This window comes from Knoellia locipacati, assembly GCF_007992835.1.
GTDB lineage: Bacteria > Actinomycetota > Actinomycetes > Actinomycetales > Dermatophilaceae > Knoellia > Knoellia locipacati.
Map to the genome: position 1 here is coordinate 323,177 of NZ_BKBA01000009.1, position 15,250 is coordinate 338,426.

At 71.6% G+C, this 15,250-nt stretch carries 15 protein-coding genes and 1 tRNA gene; 3 read left to right on the forward strand and 13 right to left on the reverse strand.

Features of this window, described 5'->3' with window-relative positions:
• Positions 1-5: 5 nt before the first annotated feature.
• The 7 genes from ftsR to clsA form a co-directional block, all read right to left on the reverse strand.
• Positions 6-704 (reverse strand): transcriptional regulator FtsR, encoded by a 699-nt coding sequence (ftsR, locus tag KLO01_RS13095; RefSeq protein ID WP_147065824.1) that lies wholly within the window; start codon positions 702-704, stop codon positions 6-8.
• Positions 685-1,188 carry an FHA domain-containing protein gene (locus tag KLO01_RS13100; RefSeq protein WP_147065826.1) on the reverse strand — a complete coding sequence of 168 codons (504 nt, stop codon included), beginning with the start codon at positions 1,186-1,188 and terminating at the stop codon, positions 685-687. Before KLO01_RS13100 ends, ftsR begins: the two co-directional genes overlap by 20 nt.
• An 89-nt stretch (positions 1,189-1,277) precedes the next feature.
• Positions 1,278-1,667, reverse strand: coding sequence for a glycine cleavage system protein GcvH (gcvH, locus tag KLO01_RS13105; protein ID WP_147065828.1), 390 nt, complete (start codon positions 1,665-1,667; stop codon positions 1,278-1,280).
• 22 nt (positions 1,668-1,689) lie between these two features.
• The gene (locus KLO01_RS17435) at positions 1,690-2,943 is read right to left on the reverse strand and encodes a DUF881 domain-containing protein (RefSeq protein ID WP_246136203.1); all 1,254 of its coding nucleotides are present in this window, start codon (positions 2,941-2,943) and stop codon (positions 1,690-1,692) included.
• Positions 2,944-2,953: 10 nt separating this feature from the next.
• On the reverse strand, positions 2,954-3,286 hold the full coding sequence (locus KLO01_RS13115; RefSeq protein ID WP_147065830.1) for a small basic family protein: 333 nt from the start codon (positions 3,284-3,286) through the stop codon (positions 2,954-2,956).
• On the reverse strand, positions 3,283-4,194 hold the full coding sequence (locus tag KLO01_RS13120) for a DUF881 domain-containing protein (RefSeq protein WP_246136204.1): 912 nt from the start codon (positions 4,192-4,194) through the stop codon (positions 3,283-3,285). Before KLO01_RS13120 ends, KLO01_RS13115 begins: the two co-directional genes overlap by 4 nt.
• A complete protein-coding gene (clsA, locus tag KLO01_RS13125) occupies positions 4,191-4,793 on the reverse strand; it encodes a cardiolipin synthase ClsA (RefSeq protein WP_147065832.1) in 603 nt (200 codons plus the stop codon). The genes KLO01_RS13120 and clsA overlap by 4 nt, the downstream gene beginning before the upstream one ends.
• Before the next feature lie 36 nt (positions 4,794-4,829).
• Here clsA and KLO01_RS13130 point away from each other — a divergent pair, with 36 nt between their 5' ends.
• The 3 genes from KLO01_RS13130 to KLO01_RS13140 all read left to right on the forward strand — a co-directional run bounded on the left by KLO01_RS13130 (position 4,830) and on the right by KLO01_RS13140 (position 7,774).
• Positions 4,830-5,972: a MalY/PatB family protein gene (locus KLO01_RS13130; protein WP_147065834.1), complete on the forward strand. Its 1,143-nt coding sequence runs from the start codon at positions 4,830-4,832 to the stop codon at positions 5,970-5,972.
• On the forward strand, positions 5,969-7,609 hold the full coding sequence (locus KLO01_RS13135; RefSeq protein ID WP_147065836.1) for a phospholipase D family protein: 1,641 nt from the start codon (positions 5,969-5,971) through the stop codon (positions 7,607-7,609). Before KLO01_RS13130 ends, KLO01_RS13135 begins: the two co-directional genes overlap by 4 nt.
• A 91-nt stretch (positions 7,610-7,700) precedes the next feature.
• Positions 7,701-7,774, forward strand: a tRNA-Pro gene (locus KLO01_RS13140).
• 88 nt (positions 7,775-7,862) lie between these two features.
• On the opposite strand, the gene KLO01_RS13145 is transcribed toward KLO01_RS13140, so the two are convergent.
• From KLO01_RS13145 to KLO01_RS13170, 6 genes are all read right to left on the reverse strand, one after another.
• Complete coding sequence (locus KLO01_RS13145; RefSeq protein ID WP_147065838.1) at positions 7,863-9,929, reverse strand: ATP-binding protein; 2,067 nt, start codon at positions 9,927-9,929, stop codon at positions 7,863-7,865.
• Positions 9,926-11,386, reverse strand: coding sequence for a glycosyltransferase family 2 protein (locus KLO01_RS13150; protein WP_147065840.1), 1,461 nt, complete (start codon positions 11,384-11,386; stop codon positions 9,926-9,928). The genes KLO01_RS13145 and KLO01_RS13150 overlap by 4 nt, the downstream gene beginning before the upstream one ends.
• Entirely contained in the window at positions 11,383-12,495 is a 1,113-nt protein-coding gene (locus KLO01_RS13155; RefSeq protein ID WP_147065842.1) for a HEAT repeat domain-containing protein, read from the reverse strand. The genes KLO01_RS13150 and KLO01_RS13155 overlap by 4 nt, the downstream gene beginning before the upstream one ends.
• Positions 12,492-12,875, reverse strand: coding sequence for a response regulator transcription factor (locus tag KLO01_RS13160; RefSeq protein WP_246136205.1), 384 nt, complete (start codon positions 12,873-12,875; stop codon positions 12,492-12,494). Before KLO01_RS13160 ends, KLO01_RS13155 begins: the two co-directional genes overlap by 4 nt.
• A 105-nt stretch (positions 12,876-12,980) precedes the next feature.
• Positions 12,981-14,471 (reverse strand): ribosome biogenesis GTPase Der, encoded by a 1,491-nt coding sequence (der, locus tag KLO01_RS13165; RefSeq protein WP_147065846.1) that lies wholly within the window; start codon positions 14,469-14,471, stop codon positions 12,981-12,983.
• A 42-nt stretch (positions 14,472-14,513) separates the two neighbouring features.
• Positions 14,514-15,224 carry a lysophospholipid acyltransferase family protein gene (locus KLO01_RS13170; protein ID WP_147065848.1) on the reverse strand — a complete coding sequence of 237 codons (711 nt, stop codon included), beginning with the start codon at positions 15,222-15,224 and terminating at the stop codon, positions 14,514-14,516.
• Between the last annotated feature and the right edge of the window lie 26 nt (positions 15,225-15,250).

The window sequence follows — 15,250 nt, forward strand, 5'->3', positions numbered from 1 at the left end:
CGTCGTCAGGGTCGGGCCAGACCACCCTTGACCAGGGCCGCGTGCAGCTGGAGGCAGAGCCGGGCCACCTGGGCCTGGTCGGCGGCGCGGCCGCCGGCCCGTCGCGTGCTCATCGCCTGCTCCACGAGCCCGACCTCACGGTCGGCTGCCGTACGGAACGGTCGCAGGTGTCGCGCCTCGATCCCGTATGCCGCAAGGCCGGCTGCCGCGTGCGCCGCCTGCAGGTCCGCGGCCGAGAAGTGGCCGTCGGCGTCGGCGGTGAGCACCCCGAAGCCCTCGAGCGAGGTGATGACGGCGGGCTCGAGACCGGTCGCGTCGGCCAGCTCGTCACGCGTGAGCCGGACGACGCGCTCGGTCCTCAGGTCCGACGCGTCGGGAACGTCCGGGTCGGCAACTGGCCGGGGTGCCTGCGGCCGCGCGTCGCTGTCGGGCGCCGGCTCGAGCCCACGGTCGATGGCGTCGAGCGACTCGCGGATCACCTTGAGCGGCCAGAACCGGTCGCGCTGGGCACGCAGGACGTAGCGCAGGCGCTCGACGTCGCTCACGGCATATGTGCGGTAGCCCGCGGGCGTGCGGGCCGGCTCGACGAGACCCTCGGTCTCGAGGAAGCGGATCTTGGAGATGCTGATCTCCGGGAACTCCTCACGCAGGGCGTCGAGGACCTTCCCGATGGTCAGCGGCCGGTCAGGCCTGCTTTGCGGCATAGAAGACCAGGCGGTACTTGCCGATCTGCACCTCGTCGCCGGTCTGGAGCGTCGAGTCGTCGATGCGCTCACGGTTGACGTAGGTGCCGTTGAGCGAGCCGGCGTCCTTGACGACGAAGCGCCCGTCGGTGCGCTCGAACGTGGCGTGCTGGCGCGAGACCGTCACGTCGTCGAGGAAGATGTCGCTCTCGGGGTGGCGCCCCGAGGTGACGACGTCGTCGTCAAGGAGGAACCGGGCTCCCGTGTTGGGACCGCGCAGGACCACGAGGAGGGCGGTACCGGGGCGGAGCGCCTCGACCGTCGCCTGGTCGGCCCGCGTGAGGACATGCTCGCTCTCGTGGACGATGTCGGACTGCTCGAGCCCGGGCACCGCCTGGAACTGCATCGTCGTCGACGACTCCATCTCGCGGGCAGGCGCCGACTCCCCGGGGTTCGGGTTCGGCTCCGACGCGCGATCGGGCGTGTCGCGACTCTGGTCACTCATCTGTGCGGCTCCTCGTGTCGTCTGGAGCACTCACCCTAGATGACCACTCGAGGGATGACTAGGCATGTGCCCGCCACGCGGGCTGGGAATCAGCTGAGCTGTTGCTGGTAGGCCTCGACGTCGAGCAGGCCGTCGACGGCGCTCGAGTCGCTCGGACGCATCTCGTACATCCAGCCCTCGCCGTAGGGGTCGGTGTTGACGAGCTCGGGCGTCGCGTCGAGCGATGCGTTGACTGCGGTGACCTCGCCGGCCAGCGGGGCGTAGAGGTCGCTGACGGACTTGGTCGACTCGACCTCACCACAGGCGTCACCCACGGCCACGGTGTCACCGACGGCGGGGAGCGACACGTAGACCACGTCACCGAGAGCGTCCTGGGCGAACGAGGTGATCCCGATCCGGACGGTGTCACCCTCGGCGGAGCGCACCCACTCGTGCTCGGCCGTGTATCGCAGGTCGCTGGGGTACTCGAGGTCGCTCATCGGTGAACTCCTTCTGGTCCGGTCAGGACTTGGTGGGACTGGGAATGGGTCGAGCGTACTGAGGCTCGGAAACGCTCTGCAATGCGGACACGGTGACCTCGTCCTTGGTCTCGACACCGGCCTCGCCGCCGACGCTGCGGACGGTGTTGGTGACGCCTCCGGGGATCTCCATCGCGGACGCCAGGGTGGAGCCGTCACCGATCGCCGTGATGACGTAGGGAGCCGACACCTCCTTGCCCGAGATCGAGATCCCACCCTCACCGTCGGTGAAGTATGTGTTGGCCACGATCCGCACGTCGTTGATCTCGACCGCCTCGGCGCCCGCGTCGCGCAGCTCCTGCACGGTGTCGAGCAGCATCGGCGCGGTGACGCCGAACTCGGGGTCGCGGATGGTGAGCACGATGCCGGGTCCACGCGCGGGGGCCGTCCCGGTGAGGATGGCGAGCGAGTCGAGCCGCTGCTGGGCCGCCGTGCGTGCCTCAGAGAGGCTCGTCGTGTCGCTCTGCAGCCGGTCGCGCGAGAAGCGCAGCGTCTGGATCTCCTCGGCGAGCCGGTTGCCGTCCTGGTCGACGGTGTCGAGGATGCGGATGAGCTCGTCCTCGCGGAGGTCCTCGAGGCCCTCGATGGAGGTCTGGCGCACCTGGGCGGCGATGGCGAACCCGAGGCCGATCGCGAGGAGGGTGGCCAGGACGTTGGCCTTGGTGGCACGGGGACGACCGGCACGGATGAGCCGCCGCCACGCCCGCTGCGAGGTCACCGCCGGACCGGGCCGGCCGGGATAGGGCTGCGAGTCGTCGACCGGCTCGGGCTCCGGTGCGGACGGCTTCGCGTGCCGGGCGTGCCACGGCTCCGTCCCGGACGTCCTCGGTGCGGCGGGTGCCGGCACGGGCGCCGGAGCCTCGACGGGTTCCGGACCGGGTGCGTCGACGGGAGCCGCCTCGGCAGGGTCGGCGGCATCCGGGGTGGTCTCGGCGCGGGCGGGCTCCTCGAGCGCCGCAGGCTCTCCAAGCGTGGGCTCCTCGAGCGCCGCAGGCTCTCCAAGCGTGGGCTCCTCGAGCGCCGCAGGCTCTTCGAGCGCGGGCTCCTCGACGACCTCGGGCTCGTCGACGCGGTCGAAGTACGACGGCACCACCGGGACCGACACGGCCCGGTCCATCTCCCGGGTCTCGGCCGGAGCGGACGTCGGGCCCTCCGGCTGCGCCACGACCTCCGGACGTGCGGGAGCAGGGCTCCCCTGTCGACGGGGGGCCTTGGACTTCTTCTTCTTGGCACTCACGACGGGCGGCTCACGCGTTGAAGAGGTGACGACGGATCGAGGCGACGTTGGAGAAGATCCGGACGCCGAGGACGACCACGACGCCGGTGGAGAGCTGGCTGCCCACGCCGAGCTGGTCGCCGAGGAAGACGATGAAGGCCGCGACGACGACGTTGGACAGGAACGAGATCACGAAGACCTTGTCGTTGAAGATGCCGTCGAGCACGGCGCGGACGGCACCGAACACCGCGTCGAGCGCCGCGATGACGGCGATCGGGAGGTAGGGCTGGAGCCACAGCGGCACTTCGGGCTGCAACAGGACACCGACGAACACGCCGATGACGAGACCCAGGGCGGGGATCACGAGGGTTCTCCTTCGGACGAGGGCGTGGCTGCGCCGTCGAGCCTAACCGCGGGGGTCGCGGCCCGTGTCCCCAGCGTCGCCGACGCAGGGATCGTGACCTGTTTGCGCACCACGGTGCTGACGCGGATGCCGAACGAGCTCTTGAGGGTGGACAGGTAGGTGCCCCCGCTGCCGTCGGCGAAGCTCGCGGGCATCTTGCCGGGGTTGCCGATGGCGGTGATGACGTAGGGCCGCTTGAGCGGCCGGTAGTCGACGAGGATCGCCTCGCCGGCGAAGCGGATCGCTGCGGTGGTGGTGAGGCGCTGCCCGTTGACCGAGACAGCCTCGGCGCCGGCCTCCCAGAGGCTGTTGGTGAGGATCTGCAGGTCACGCGCAATGACCTTGCCGTCGGTCGGTCCGCTGTCACCGCGCGGGTCCGAGTTCGTGCCCTGCCCCTGGTTGGTCACGGCGTCGTCGACCGTGACGACGAACCCCGGTCCCTGGACGGGGACGGCGCCGGCCACGAGCGAGAGGCGCTCGACCCGCTGGGCCAGCGCCTCACTGACGTTGCGCAGCGTCTCGGCGTCCAGCCCGGCGATCTCGGAGCGGAGCGCACCGGCCTGGGCGGCCTGGGTGTCGACGGCCTTCTGCTGACGCTCGATGCGCTCGATGAGGCTGGTCTTGGTGCGCTGCTTGGTGGTCTCGCCGCCACGCAGCTGCATGGCGGCGATCCCCACGAGGACACCGATGACGACGGCGAAGACGATGAGGGCCGGTGACCGCAGGCCCTTGGCGCGGGGCAGACCTGCCTTCTCGCGCCTCTCGGCGGCTGCGGCGTACCCGGGGTCGAGGGGACGCTCGAGCATCGAGGTGATGAGGGTCATCGACGCGTCGGGCCGCCTGGCCGGACGCGGTGGCACCGCACTCACGGGGCACCCCGGTCCGCGATGAGACGACGCAGCTGGACGGCATACAGGACCCCCGCCACCCAGTAGAGGACCGTGCCCCACCACGCGAAGCCCCACCCGACCGGACGCATGAACGACGCGAGCCAGCCGTCGCCGTCGGCCATGAGGAGCGCCGGGAACGCGTAGAGCAGGTTGAAGGTCGCGGCCTTGCCGATGAAGTGGACGGGCAGCCCGGTCCAGCCGTGGCGCTTGGCGATGAGCACGACGACACCCATGAAGGCCTCGCGCGCGAAGATCACCGCGACGAGCCACCACGGGATGATGTCGCGCCATGCCAGGCCGAGCAGCGTCGTGACGATGTAGAGGCGGTCGGCGATGGGGTCGAGCAGCTGCCCCACCCGCGAGACGAGGCCGTAGTGCCGGGCGATCTTGCCGTCGAGGTAGTCGGTGATCCCGGACGCCATGAGGATGACGAGGGCGAGCGCGTCGTGCTTGCTCGCGATCGCCCAGATGAACACGGGGACGCCGAGCAGCCGGAGCGCCGAGAGCGCGTTGGGCAGCGTGAGGACGCGGTCGACGGGGGCGCTGTCGGTCCCCCGCAAACTCTCACCGGCAGTCATGTCCTCAGCCTATGTGGTCGTGTCTACAGTCAGGTCATGAGTTCCACTCTCCTCACGGGCGACGCGACGACCTGGCGACCTCGGCGGACCGGCGTCAAGTGGGGTCTCTACGACTCGGACGTCCTCCCGCTGTGGGTCGCCGAGATGGATGCCGAGCCCTGCCGGCCCGTGGTCGAGGCCGTGACCGCCGCCATGTCGCGTGGCGACACGGGCTACCCCCTCGGCGGCGAGTTCGTCGAGGCAGGAGCCGCGTATGCCGTGGACACGTGGTCGTGGCCCCTCGACCAGACGCGCGCCTCCCCCGTGGCCGACGTCATGATCGGGCTCACCGAGGTGCTGCGCGAGGTGACCGACCCGGGTGGCCCTGTGGTCGTGTCGTCGCCCGTCTACAACGCCTTCTTCGACTTCGTCGACATGGCCGGTCGGGTCGTCGTCGACGCTCCCCTCACGCCGGCCGGGCGGCTCGATGCCGAGGCGCTGGACCGGGCGTTCACCGAGGCACGCGCGGGAGGTGGGCGGCCGGCATACCTGCTGTGCAACCCGCAGAACCCCACCGGCACGGTCCACACCCGCGACGAGCTCGAGACCCTGGCCACCCTCGCCGCGCGCCACGGGGTCACCGTCATCGCGGACGAGATCCACGCGCCGATCGTCCACGACGGCACGTTCACGCCCTACCTCACCGTGGCCGGCGGCGAACGCGGCGTGAGCCTGCTCTCCCCGTCGAAGGCGTGGAACCTCGCCGGCCTCAAGGCCGCCCTCGTCGTCACCGGGGACGAGGCGCCGCCGGGCGCCACGCTGCACGAGGTCCACTCGCACGGCGCCAGCCACCTGGGCCAGATCGCCGGCATCGCGGCCTGGACCCACGGTCGCGACTGGCTCACCACCGTGACCGCCGAGATCGACGCGAACCGCAGCCTGCTCGCGCGCCTTCTCGCCGACCGCCTCCCGCAGGTCGGGTATGCCGTCCCTGCCGCCACCTACCTCGCGTGGCTCGACTGCCGCGGGCTCGGGCTGGGCGACGACCCCGCCGCCGTGTTCAGGGAGCGGGGGCAGGTGGCCTTCTCCTCGGGCCCGTCCTTCGGCGAGTCGGGGCGCGGCTTCGTGCGGGTCAACCTCGCCACGTCGCCGGCGATCCTCACCGAGGCCGTCGACCGCATGGCGGGGGCAGTGGCATGAGCGAGCACCGCGACCCGGGCACGACCCCGGACACCGACGTCACGCGCTGGCTGCTCACGGCCGACGAGCGCGACAACCCCCACACGACGATCGACGACCACCACCCCGGCGACCGGGCCTGGTCGACGGGCAACCTCGTCCGCCCCCTGGTCGACGGCGCCACCTACTTCGCCGAGCTGCACCGCGTCCTCGAGGCCACCGTCGAGGGAGACCTCGTGATGTTCGCCGGGTGGCGGATCGACGGCGACGAGCAGCTCACCGACGACCCCGACAGCCGGCTGCTCGCGGTCCTCGACCGCGCCGAGAACCGCAGGGTCAACGTCCGCGTGCTCATCTGGCGCTCGCACACCGAGCAGCTCGACTTCTCCGCCGAGGAGAACCGCGCGGTCGCCGAGGAGCTCGCCGACGACGACGACGAGCACGCCGAGGTCCTGCTCGACATGCGGGTGAGGCGCGGCGGGGCCCACCACCAGAAGTTCGTCGTCGTGCGCCACCACAACGACCCCTCGCGCGACGTCGCGTTCGTCGGCGGCATCGACGTCGCGCACTCGCGCCGGGACACCTCCGAGCACCACGGCGACCCCCAGCAGCAGGCGCTCGCCGACGAGTACGGCCCGAGCCCGGGCTGGCACGACGTCCACTGCGCGATCACCGGTCCAGCGGTCGCCGACGTCGAGACGGTCTTCCGGGAGCGGTGGGAGGACCCCTCCCCCCTCACCCCCGCCCTGCACTCCCGGCTGCGTGACCGGTTGAGCCGCGTCCAGCACGAGCCGACTCCCCTGCCGCCCCGGCGCCCTGCTCCCGACCCGGTCGAGGGCGGCACGCACGTCGTCCAGGTGCTGCGCACCTACCCGCACCGGCACCTGGGGCGTGCCTACCCGTTCGCGCCCCGGGGTGAGCGCTCGATCGCCCGGGCCCACCTCAAGGCCATCGCCCAGGCGCGCCGCCTCATCTACATCGAGGACCAGTACCTCTGGTCCTCGACGGTGACGCGGGCGCTCGCCGACGCACTGCGCGACAACCCGGGGCTGCACCTCGTCGCCGTCCTCCCCCACCGCCCGGACCTGAGCGGCATGGCCGAGCTCCTCCAGCTCGAGGGCCGGTACGAGGCGATCCAGCAGTTCACCGAGGCGGCACCGGACCGCTTCGCGGCATACGGGATCGAGAACCACGAGGGCTGGCCGGTCTACGTCCACGCCAAGGTCGTCGTCATCGACGACTGGTACGCGACGATCGGGTCGGACAACATCAACCGTCGGTCGTGGGGCCACGACTCCGAGCTCGCCGCCCTCGTCGTCGACGATGCCGGGGCCGACCACTCCCCCTACGCCCGCTCACTGCGTCTGCGTCTGGCCGCGGAACACCTCGACCGCCCGCTGTCGGGCCCGGAGCACGACACGGCGCTCGCGGACTGCATCCCTGCCGAGGGCCTCTTCGCGGCCTATGCCGAGACCGCCGCGAGGCTTCAGGCCTGGCACGACGGCGGCATGCTCGGGCCACGCCCGACCGGACGCCTGCGGACGGTGAGCGAGCCCGACATCGGCCGGTGGCCGCGGCGCGTGCTCGAGGTCCCGCAGCGCCTGCTCGGAGACCCCGACGGGCGTCCCTTCGAGCTGCGCCGGCGGCACGACTACTGACCTCGTCGCGCCCGGACGGAACCGATTCGGTCCGGGTGCAGGGCATGGGATATGGTTTCGTTCGCTCGCGCGGAAACGCACGGGCGAGCCACGGGCTGTGGCGCAGCTTGGTAGCGCACTTGACTGGGGGTCAAGGGGTCGCAGGTTCAAATCCTGTCAGCCCGACGCACAGAGGGCGGTCCTCCGACAGAGTCGGAAGGGCCGCCCTCGTGCATGTGCCGGGTCCAGTCGACCCGGCCCTGCCTGCTCGCTGTCAGGCCACGGCGTCGGCGTCCGCGGCGGTGCCGAGCGGGAGCACGAGGACGACCGTCGTCCCCTCGCCCTCGACCGAGTGCAGCTCGAGCTCGCCGTGGTGGGCCTCGACGATCGCCTTGACGATGGCCAGGCCGAGCCCGGTCCCGGGGATGGCCTGCGCCGTGGCGTTGCTCGCCCGGAAGAACCGCGAGAACATCCGCTGCATGTCGGCCTCCGGGATCCCGATCCCGTCGTCGCGACACTGGACGCGCACCCTGGTGGCCTCGACGACGGCCGAGACCGTGACCGATCCCCCCGCCCGCGAGAACTTCACGGCGTTGCCGATGACGTTGGTGAGGGCGCGCCCGAGCTGCAGGGGGTCACCCGAGACGACGCAGGACTCGGGCATGTCGAGGATGTCGAGCCCGACCCGGTTGTCGCCGGCCTGGGGCTGGAGGTCCTGGACGACGTCGGCCACGAGCACCGAGAGGTCGACCGGGACGAAGCTCGGGTCCAGGCCCCGGGTCTCGATCCGGTTGAGCACGAGGACGTCCTCGATGAGACCGCGCAGGCGCTTGGTGTTGCGCTCGATGACCGCGAGTGCCTTGAGCTGCGCGGGCTCGAGCTCGCCGAGATCGCCGTCCTCGAGCATCTCGAGGTAGCCCGCGATCGAGGTCAGGGGGGTGCGCAGCTCGTGGCTGACGGTGCCGACGAACTCATCCTTCTGCCGGTCGAGGGCCTCGAGCCGCTCGACGTGCTCGATCTGCTGGGCCTGACGCTCCTCGGCCACGAAGGCCCGTGCCGTGTGGGCGGTCGCCTGCTGCAGCGCCGTGCGCTCGTGCGTCGTCCAGGTCCGGGGCTCGGGCGCGACGAGCAGCATCGCCCCGATGACGCCGTCGCCCACACCGAACGGGGTGCCGAGCAGCGCGCCGGCCGGCACCTGCTCGGCGATGCTGCCGATGAACGGCCAGTGGCGCAGCTCGTCGTGCTCCAGGTCAGGGGTCTCGAGCAGGCGCCCCGAGAGCCACAGGCCCTGGGCGATGCTCTCGCGCGAGACGGGAGGCTCGAGGATCATCTTCGACTCGTCGATGGCACCCAGGGGCCACGACGCCGCGAGACGCCACGTGGTGCCGTCGTGGTCGGACATCGGGGTGGTGAAGATCAGCGCCACCGTCCCGGTCGCTTCCCCCAGCGCCTCGGCCATGATGCCGAGTGCCTCCTGGCCGGTGACGCGGCTTCGCAGCCGGGTGGCGAGCCCGAGGGTGACCTCGCGCATCCGGATCGCCTCGCGCTGGTCGGCCTCCAGCACGGCGGTCGTCTCGGTGAGGTGGTTGAAGTCGGCGGCGAGCGCGCGCACGTCGAGCGGCCCCTCGTCCTCGTCGGCCCGGGCGTCGCGGTGGCCGAGGCGCTGCTGGTGCACGACCTCGCGCAGGTCCTCGATCGACCCGCTGAGCGCCCGGGCGATCCGCCACCCTCCCCAGAGCGCGAGCCCCGACGACACGAGCGCCCCGACGACGAGCAGGGACAGGGCGCGGCTGAGCTGCCCCGTCGAGTTCTCGCGGGCCTGGACCCGCTGCGCGCGCAGGTCGTAGCCGAGCGCGTCGTTCGTCGTCCGCACCCGGTCGAAGAGCTGCTTGCCGGTCATGAGGTCGAGGTTGCCCCCGGCGGCGAGGCGGGAGCGCGAGGCGTCGGCGTACTCCCACCACGCGGCGACGGCCTCGGACTGGGCGTCGAGCCGGGCCGACCACTGGCCGATGTCGGGTGAGAGCGCCTGGCGCAGTCCGGCCTGGTAGGCCCGCGAGCGTGCCTCGGCACCGTTGAACGGCTGCAGCAGGACCGGGTCCGCGGTGGCGTCGTAGGCGCGCAGGCCGGTCTCGGCGTCGGTGAGCGTCTGGAGCAGCGCGGAGTTCGCGTCGGCGGCGGGGCCGAGGACCGTGGCGAGCCGGTCGACCTGTCGTGAGGCACCGACCACGGCGACCGTGCCGGTGATGAGCGCGAGGAGCATGAGCCCCACGAGGGTGAACACGAGCCGACGCAGCCTCTGGGTGACCGTGAGGTCCGACGAGACGATCGACGAGATGGTCACGTCTTGCCCTCCTCGCCGCCCAGGCCCACTCGGGTCATGGTCCCCCACACCTGCTTCTGCCCGCGCAGGCTGGCCCACCAGCCCTGGAGGCGCCACCACGCGGTGAGCTGGCGGTAGCCGATGTTCTCGGCGATGGCCGCGAGGAGCATCGTGCCCAGGTCCCGCCACCGGGCGTACTTGCGGAAGGTCATCTCCTCGAGCGTCATGGCCGCGAGCGTCACGAGGATGGCGTAGCCGTAGGCGACGAGCATGAAGAGGATGGCGAAGGGGACGTTGATGACGTCGAGCACGAGACCGAGGACCACGAGGAGCAGGCCCACGAACTCGAGCAGCGGCGCGATGAGCTCGAAGAACCAGTAGTAGGGCACCGCGAGCATGCCGACCTTGCCGTAGCGCGGGTTGAACATCATGTGCTTGTACTTCCAGAGGGTCTCCCACAGGCCGCGGTGCCAGCGGGCCCGCTGCTTCTGGAGCACCTTGGCCGTCGACGGCACCTCGGTCCAGCACACCGGCTCACCGACGAACTTCACGCGGTAGTCACGGCCCTCGCGCTTGAGGTGCTGGTGCACGCGCATGAGCACCTCGAAGTCCTCGCCGATGCTGTCGGTGTCGAGACCGCCGACCTCGACGAGGATGTCGCGGCGGAAGACACCGAACGCCCCCGAGATGAGGACGAGCGCCCCGAGACGGGACCACCCGGCACGGCCGATGAGGAACGCCCGGAGGTACTCGACGACCTGGATGCGCGGCAGGAGCTGGCGTGGCATCCGGGGCTCGACGAGACGACCCGCGACGACGCGGCTGCCGTTGGCGGCACGGATGACCCCACCGGTGGCGACCATGCGCGTCGGGTCGTCCGCGAAGGGCACCGTCACCGTCATGAGAGCGTCGGGGTCGAGGATCGAGTCGGCGTCGACGAAGACGAGCAGCTCGCCCCCGGCAGCGTTGATGCCGAGGTTGACGGCGTCGGACCGCCCCGAGTTCGTCTTGCGGATGATCGTCAGCGGCGTCCGCCCGTTGCGCGGGACGTGGACGGAGAGGACCTCGGCCTTGACGGGCAGGTCGGCGGGGATCTCGCGGTCGACCTCGACGAGGTCGAAGGCCTCCTTGAGCACGGCGAACGTGTCGTCGCTGCTCCCGTCGTCGACACCCACGACGTCGTGGTGGGGATAGCGCAGCGACAACAGGGACTGGATGGACTGCACGATGCCGGCGGCCTCGTTGTACATCGGGACGACGAGCGTCACCGGCGGCACGAACTCGCTGGCGACACGCTCCTGCCGGCCGGTCTGCTCGACCCGGCGCAGGTGGTGCACGAAGTCCCACGCGGCCAGCCCGATGAAGATGAGGTAGGAGGTGTTGATGAGGACGAAGTAGACGAGGACCGGCCACTGCACCGCGGCCAGCACGTCGATGACGACCTCCCGCAGCCCGGGGATGATGTCGTCGGGGCTCATCGGGCTCCTCGTCCGGTGTCACGCAGGTCGAGCATCTGGAGCACCCCGGCCACCGCCGACCTCGCAGTCGGAGCCGCGTCGTCGTCGAGGGAGACGGCGCGGATGGCGCTGCGCCCGTGCTCGGACTGGGACAGGGCCGTCGCGGAGGTCACGGCCAGGGAGCGGTCGTCATCGGCGAGCACCCGGACCATGGCGTCGACGGCCATCTGGCCCCCCAGCTCGCCGAGGGCACGAGCCGCCGCGCGTCGCACAGCAGGAGGCTCGTGCGGTGCGAGCAGCCGGGCGATGGGCTCGACGTCGGCGGGACGCCCGACGGAACCCAGCGCCTCGGTCGCGCTGACCCTGACCATGCGGTCGGGGTCGTGGGCCGCGAGCTCGGTGAGGCGCGGGGTGCAGCTGAGGAAGAGACTGTGCCCGGCGACGGCGGCGGCGACGTTGCGCACCCCGGCGTCCTCGTCGGTGAGCCCGAGCGCCACGGCTGGCTCGGACTGGACCCCGAGCTGGGTGAGCGTGCCCATCGCGACCGTCGCGGGGACGCCCGGCGCCGACCTGCGGCTGCGGACGGCACGCAGCACGCTCGCGGCCGCCGACGGACCCGCCTCCGGGCCGAGGGCACCGACGGAGCGCGCCGCCACGATGCGCACCTCGCCGGAGCGGTCGTCGAGCATCCTGACGAGGTCGAGGGTGAGCGCGGGATCGCGCAGCAGGCCGAGGGTTCGCGTCGCCCGTGCCCGCTTCACGCTCGAGCGTGACCCGAGGGCGCGGCGCGCCTTGGCGACGGCGTCCCGCTCGCGCAGCACGCTCACGAGGTCGTCGGCGGGCGTGCCGCGGACCTTGGTGAGGAGATCGACGACGGCCCGGTCGAGATCGGTGCCCGCCTCACGGTCTTGGGCCAGCCGGCTTCGGGCCTGCCCGGACTCGTCCTCACCGGCCCCGACCGCGAGCAGGTCGTGGCGCAGGGGTGCGAGCCGCTGCTTGACCGTCTCGCGCCGACGGGCGATCCGGATGCGGCTCAGCACCACGACGAGGGCCAGCACGACACACAGGACGAGGACCCCGACGAGCACCTCGTCGAGGAAGGCGAGCGAGACCGGCGGCTGGTCGGTCACTGAGAGCGGGAGACGAGGGCCGACACGCGATGCACCAGCTCCCGGGGGCTGAAGGGCTTGATGAGGTAGTCGTCGGCCCCCGTCGAGAAGCCCATGTCCACGTCGGTGTCGCGTGAGCGAGCCGTGAGGAGGACCACCAGGACGCCCTTGAGCGCCTCGTCGGCCCGGACCTCGCGCAGCACGTCGATACCCGACAGGCCCGGCATCATGACGTCGAGCACCGCGAGGGTCGGCGGGTCGCGCCGGATCTCGTCCAGCGCCTCGACCCCGTTGGCACACGCCCGGACGGTGTAGCCCGACTGGGTGAGCTTGAGCTCGACCAGGTCACGGATGTCGTCGTCGTCATCCGCCACCACTACCTGCACCGCTGTCGGTGTCACGCGTACCCCTCTCGTCGAGTCACCAGCGTATAGCCCATGACTAGTCAGGCACAGGTGATTGATCATTCCACGAGCGGCGAGTCCCAGGCCGCCCCACGGGGTGGGTCAGCGACGCGAGCGCTTCTCGCGCACCCGGACCGAGATCTCGAGCGGCGTGCCCTCGAAGCCGAACTCCTCACGCAGGCGGCGCTCGATGAAGCGGCGGTAGCCGGCCTCGATGAACCCGGAGGCGAAGAGCACGAACCGCGGCGGTCGCGTCGAGGCCTGGGTCGCGAAGAGGATGCGCGGCTGCTTGCCGCCACGCACGGGGTGCGGGTGCCCCGCGACGACCTCGCCGAGGAAGGCGTTGAGGCGACCGGTGGGGACACGGGTGTCCCACGACTCCAGCGCCTGCTCGAGCGCGGGCACGAGGCGGTCCATGTGCCGGCCGGTGGCGGCGGAGACGTTGACGCGCGGGGCCCACGGGATCTGCACGAGCTCACGCTCGATCTCGCGCTCGAGGAAGTGGCGGCGCTCCTCGTCGGTGAGGTCCCACTTGTTGTAGGCGATGACGAGCGAGCGGCCGGAGTCGACGACCTGCTGGACGACGCGGATGTCCTGCTCGGTGATCTGGGTGGACGCGTCGACGAGCACGACCGCGACCTCGGCCTTCTCGAGCGCGGTCTGGGTGCGCAGCGAGGCATAGAAGTCGGCGCCGCGGGTCTGGTGCACCCGACGGCGGATGCCGGCCGTGTCGACGAAGCGCCACGTCTTGCCGCCGAGCTCGATGAACTCGTCGACGGGGTCGCGGGTCGTGCCCGCCACGTCGTCGACGACGACGCGGTCCGACTTCGCGAGCTTGTTGAGCATCGAGGACTTGCCCACGTTGGGCCGCCCGAGCAGCGCCACGCGACGGGGCCCACCACGCTGGTAGGCGCCGACCGCGGACTTCTCGGGGAGCACGTCGAGGATGGCGTCGAGCACGTCACCGCTGCCGCGGCCGTGCAGCGCGGACACCGGCCACGGCTGACCGAGCCCGAGGTTCCACAGCGCCGCGGCGTCGGCCTCGGTGCGCTGGTCGTCGACCTTGTTGGCGACGAGGATGACCGGCTTGCCGGAGCGACGCAGCAGCTTGACGACCGCGGCGTCGTCATCGGTCGCACCGACGACGGCGTCGACGACGAAGAGGACGGCGTCGGCGAGCTCCACGGCGATCTCGGCCTGCTCGGCCACGCGCAGGTGGATCCCCTTGGCGTCGATCGCCCAGCCGCCGGTGTCGACGAGGGTGAATCGGGTGCCGGTCCACTCGGCGTCGTAGGCGACACGGTCACGGGTCACACCCGGCACGTCCTCGACCACGGCCTCGCGGCGGCCGATGATGCGGTTGACGAGCGTGGACTTGCCGACGTTGGGGCGACCGACAACCGCCACGACCGGCACGGCCCCCTCGAACTCGTCGTCGTCGACCGAGCCGTCGGCGCGGTCGACGAGCGCGAGGTCCTCGTCGTCCAGCTCGAAGTCGTCCAGGCCAACACGCAGGGCATGCGTGACGGACTCGTCCAGTGACCCGTCGTCGGTCACGGTCTCGTCGGTCTCGGGGGTGTTCATGGCATCCATTCTCCCAGAGATCGCGTCATGCTCCGTCCGTCGCCGGTCCCGTCAGTCCCAGAGGTCGGGAGGGACGTCGCGCGGCAGCTCGATGCCGTGCCGCTCGCTCGCCTCGCGGACGTGCGACGCGAGTGAGGATCGGATCTCCTCCGCCGCCCGCTCCAGCCGGACGCGACCCGGTATGCCGGCCCCCGCAGAGCGTGGGTCCCGCTCCCGCGACACCGCGACCGGCTCACCGAAGTCGACGACGAGCCGGCTGCGCAGCCTGGGCCACGAGTCCGCGAGCTGCCCGGTGGCCCGGGTGCCGAGGCAGGCCACCGGCACGACGGGGGCGTGTCCCTGCAGCGCCAGCCAGGCGACGCCCTTGCCCGCCTTCTCGAGGTCACCGCGGCCGCGTCCGCCCTCGGGGAAGATGCCGACCACTCCCCCGCGCTCGAGCACCCCGAGCGCCGACGTGAGTGCGGCACGGTCACCCCGCCCCTGCTCCAGCGGGATCTGGCCGGTGAGGTGGAGCAGTGGCCCGACGCCGAGCTCGAAGGTCGAGGCCAGCACGAGGAAGTGGGCCGGGCGGGGTGCCATCGCGAGGACGACCGCGCCGTCGAGGTAGCCGGTGTGGTTGGCCGCCAGAATCACCGGACCCGTCGAGGGGACCCGCTGCGCGCCTGACGCCTGCGCGGCATACAGGGAGCGGACGAGACCCTGACCGACGCGGTGGCCGAGCGTGGCCCGCCACGGCGCGGGAGCGAGCTTCTCGTGCGTCACGGGCGGTGACCCTAGCCGAGGTCGCA

Coding starts and splice junctions, on each gene's coding strand:
- KLO01_RS13150 (WP_147065840.1), bottom strand. CDS start 11,386: ATGAGCCCCGACGACATCATCCCCGGGCTGCGGGAGGTCGTCATCGAC.
- KLO01_RS13100 (WP_147065826.1), bottom strand. CDS start 1,188: ATGAGTGACCAGAGTCGCGACACGCCCGATCGCGCGTCGGAGCCGAAC.
- der (WP_147065846.1), bottom strand. CDS start 14,471: ATGGATGCCATGAACACCCCCGAGACCGACGAGACCGTGACCGACGAC.
- clsA (WP_147065832.1), bottom strand. CDS start 4,793: ATGACTGCCGGTGAGAGTTTGCGGGGGACCGACAGCGCCCCCGTCGAC.
- KLO01_RS13135 (WP_147065836.1), top strand. CDS start 5,969: ATGAGCGAGCACCGCGACCCGGGCACGACCCCGGACACCGACGTCACG.
- gcvH (WP_147065828.1), bottom strand. CDS start 1,667: ATGAGCGACCTCGAGTACCCCAGCGACCTGCGATACACGGCCGAGCAC.
- ftsR (WP_147065824.1), bottom strand. CDS start 704: ATGCCGCAAAGCAGGCCTGACCGGCCGCTGACCATCGGGAAGGTCCTC.
- KLO01_RS13130 (WP_147065834.1), top strand. CDS start 4,830: ATGAGTTCCACTCTCCTCACGGGCGACGCGACGACCTGGCGACCTCGG.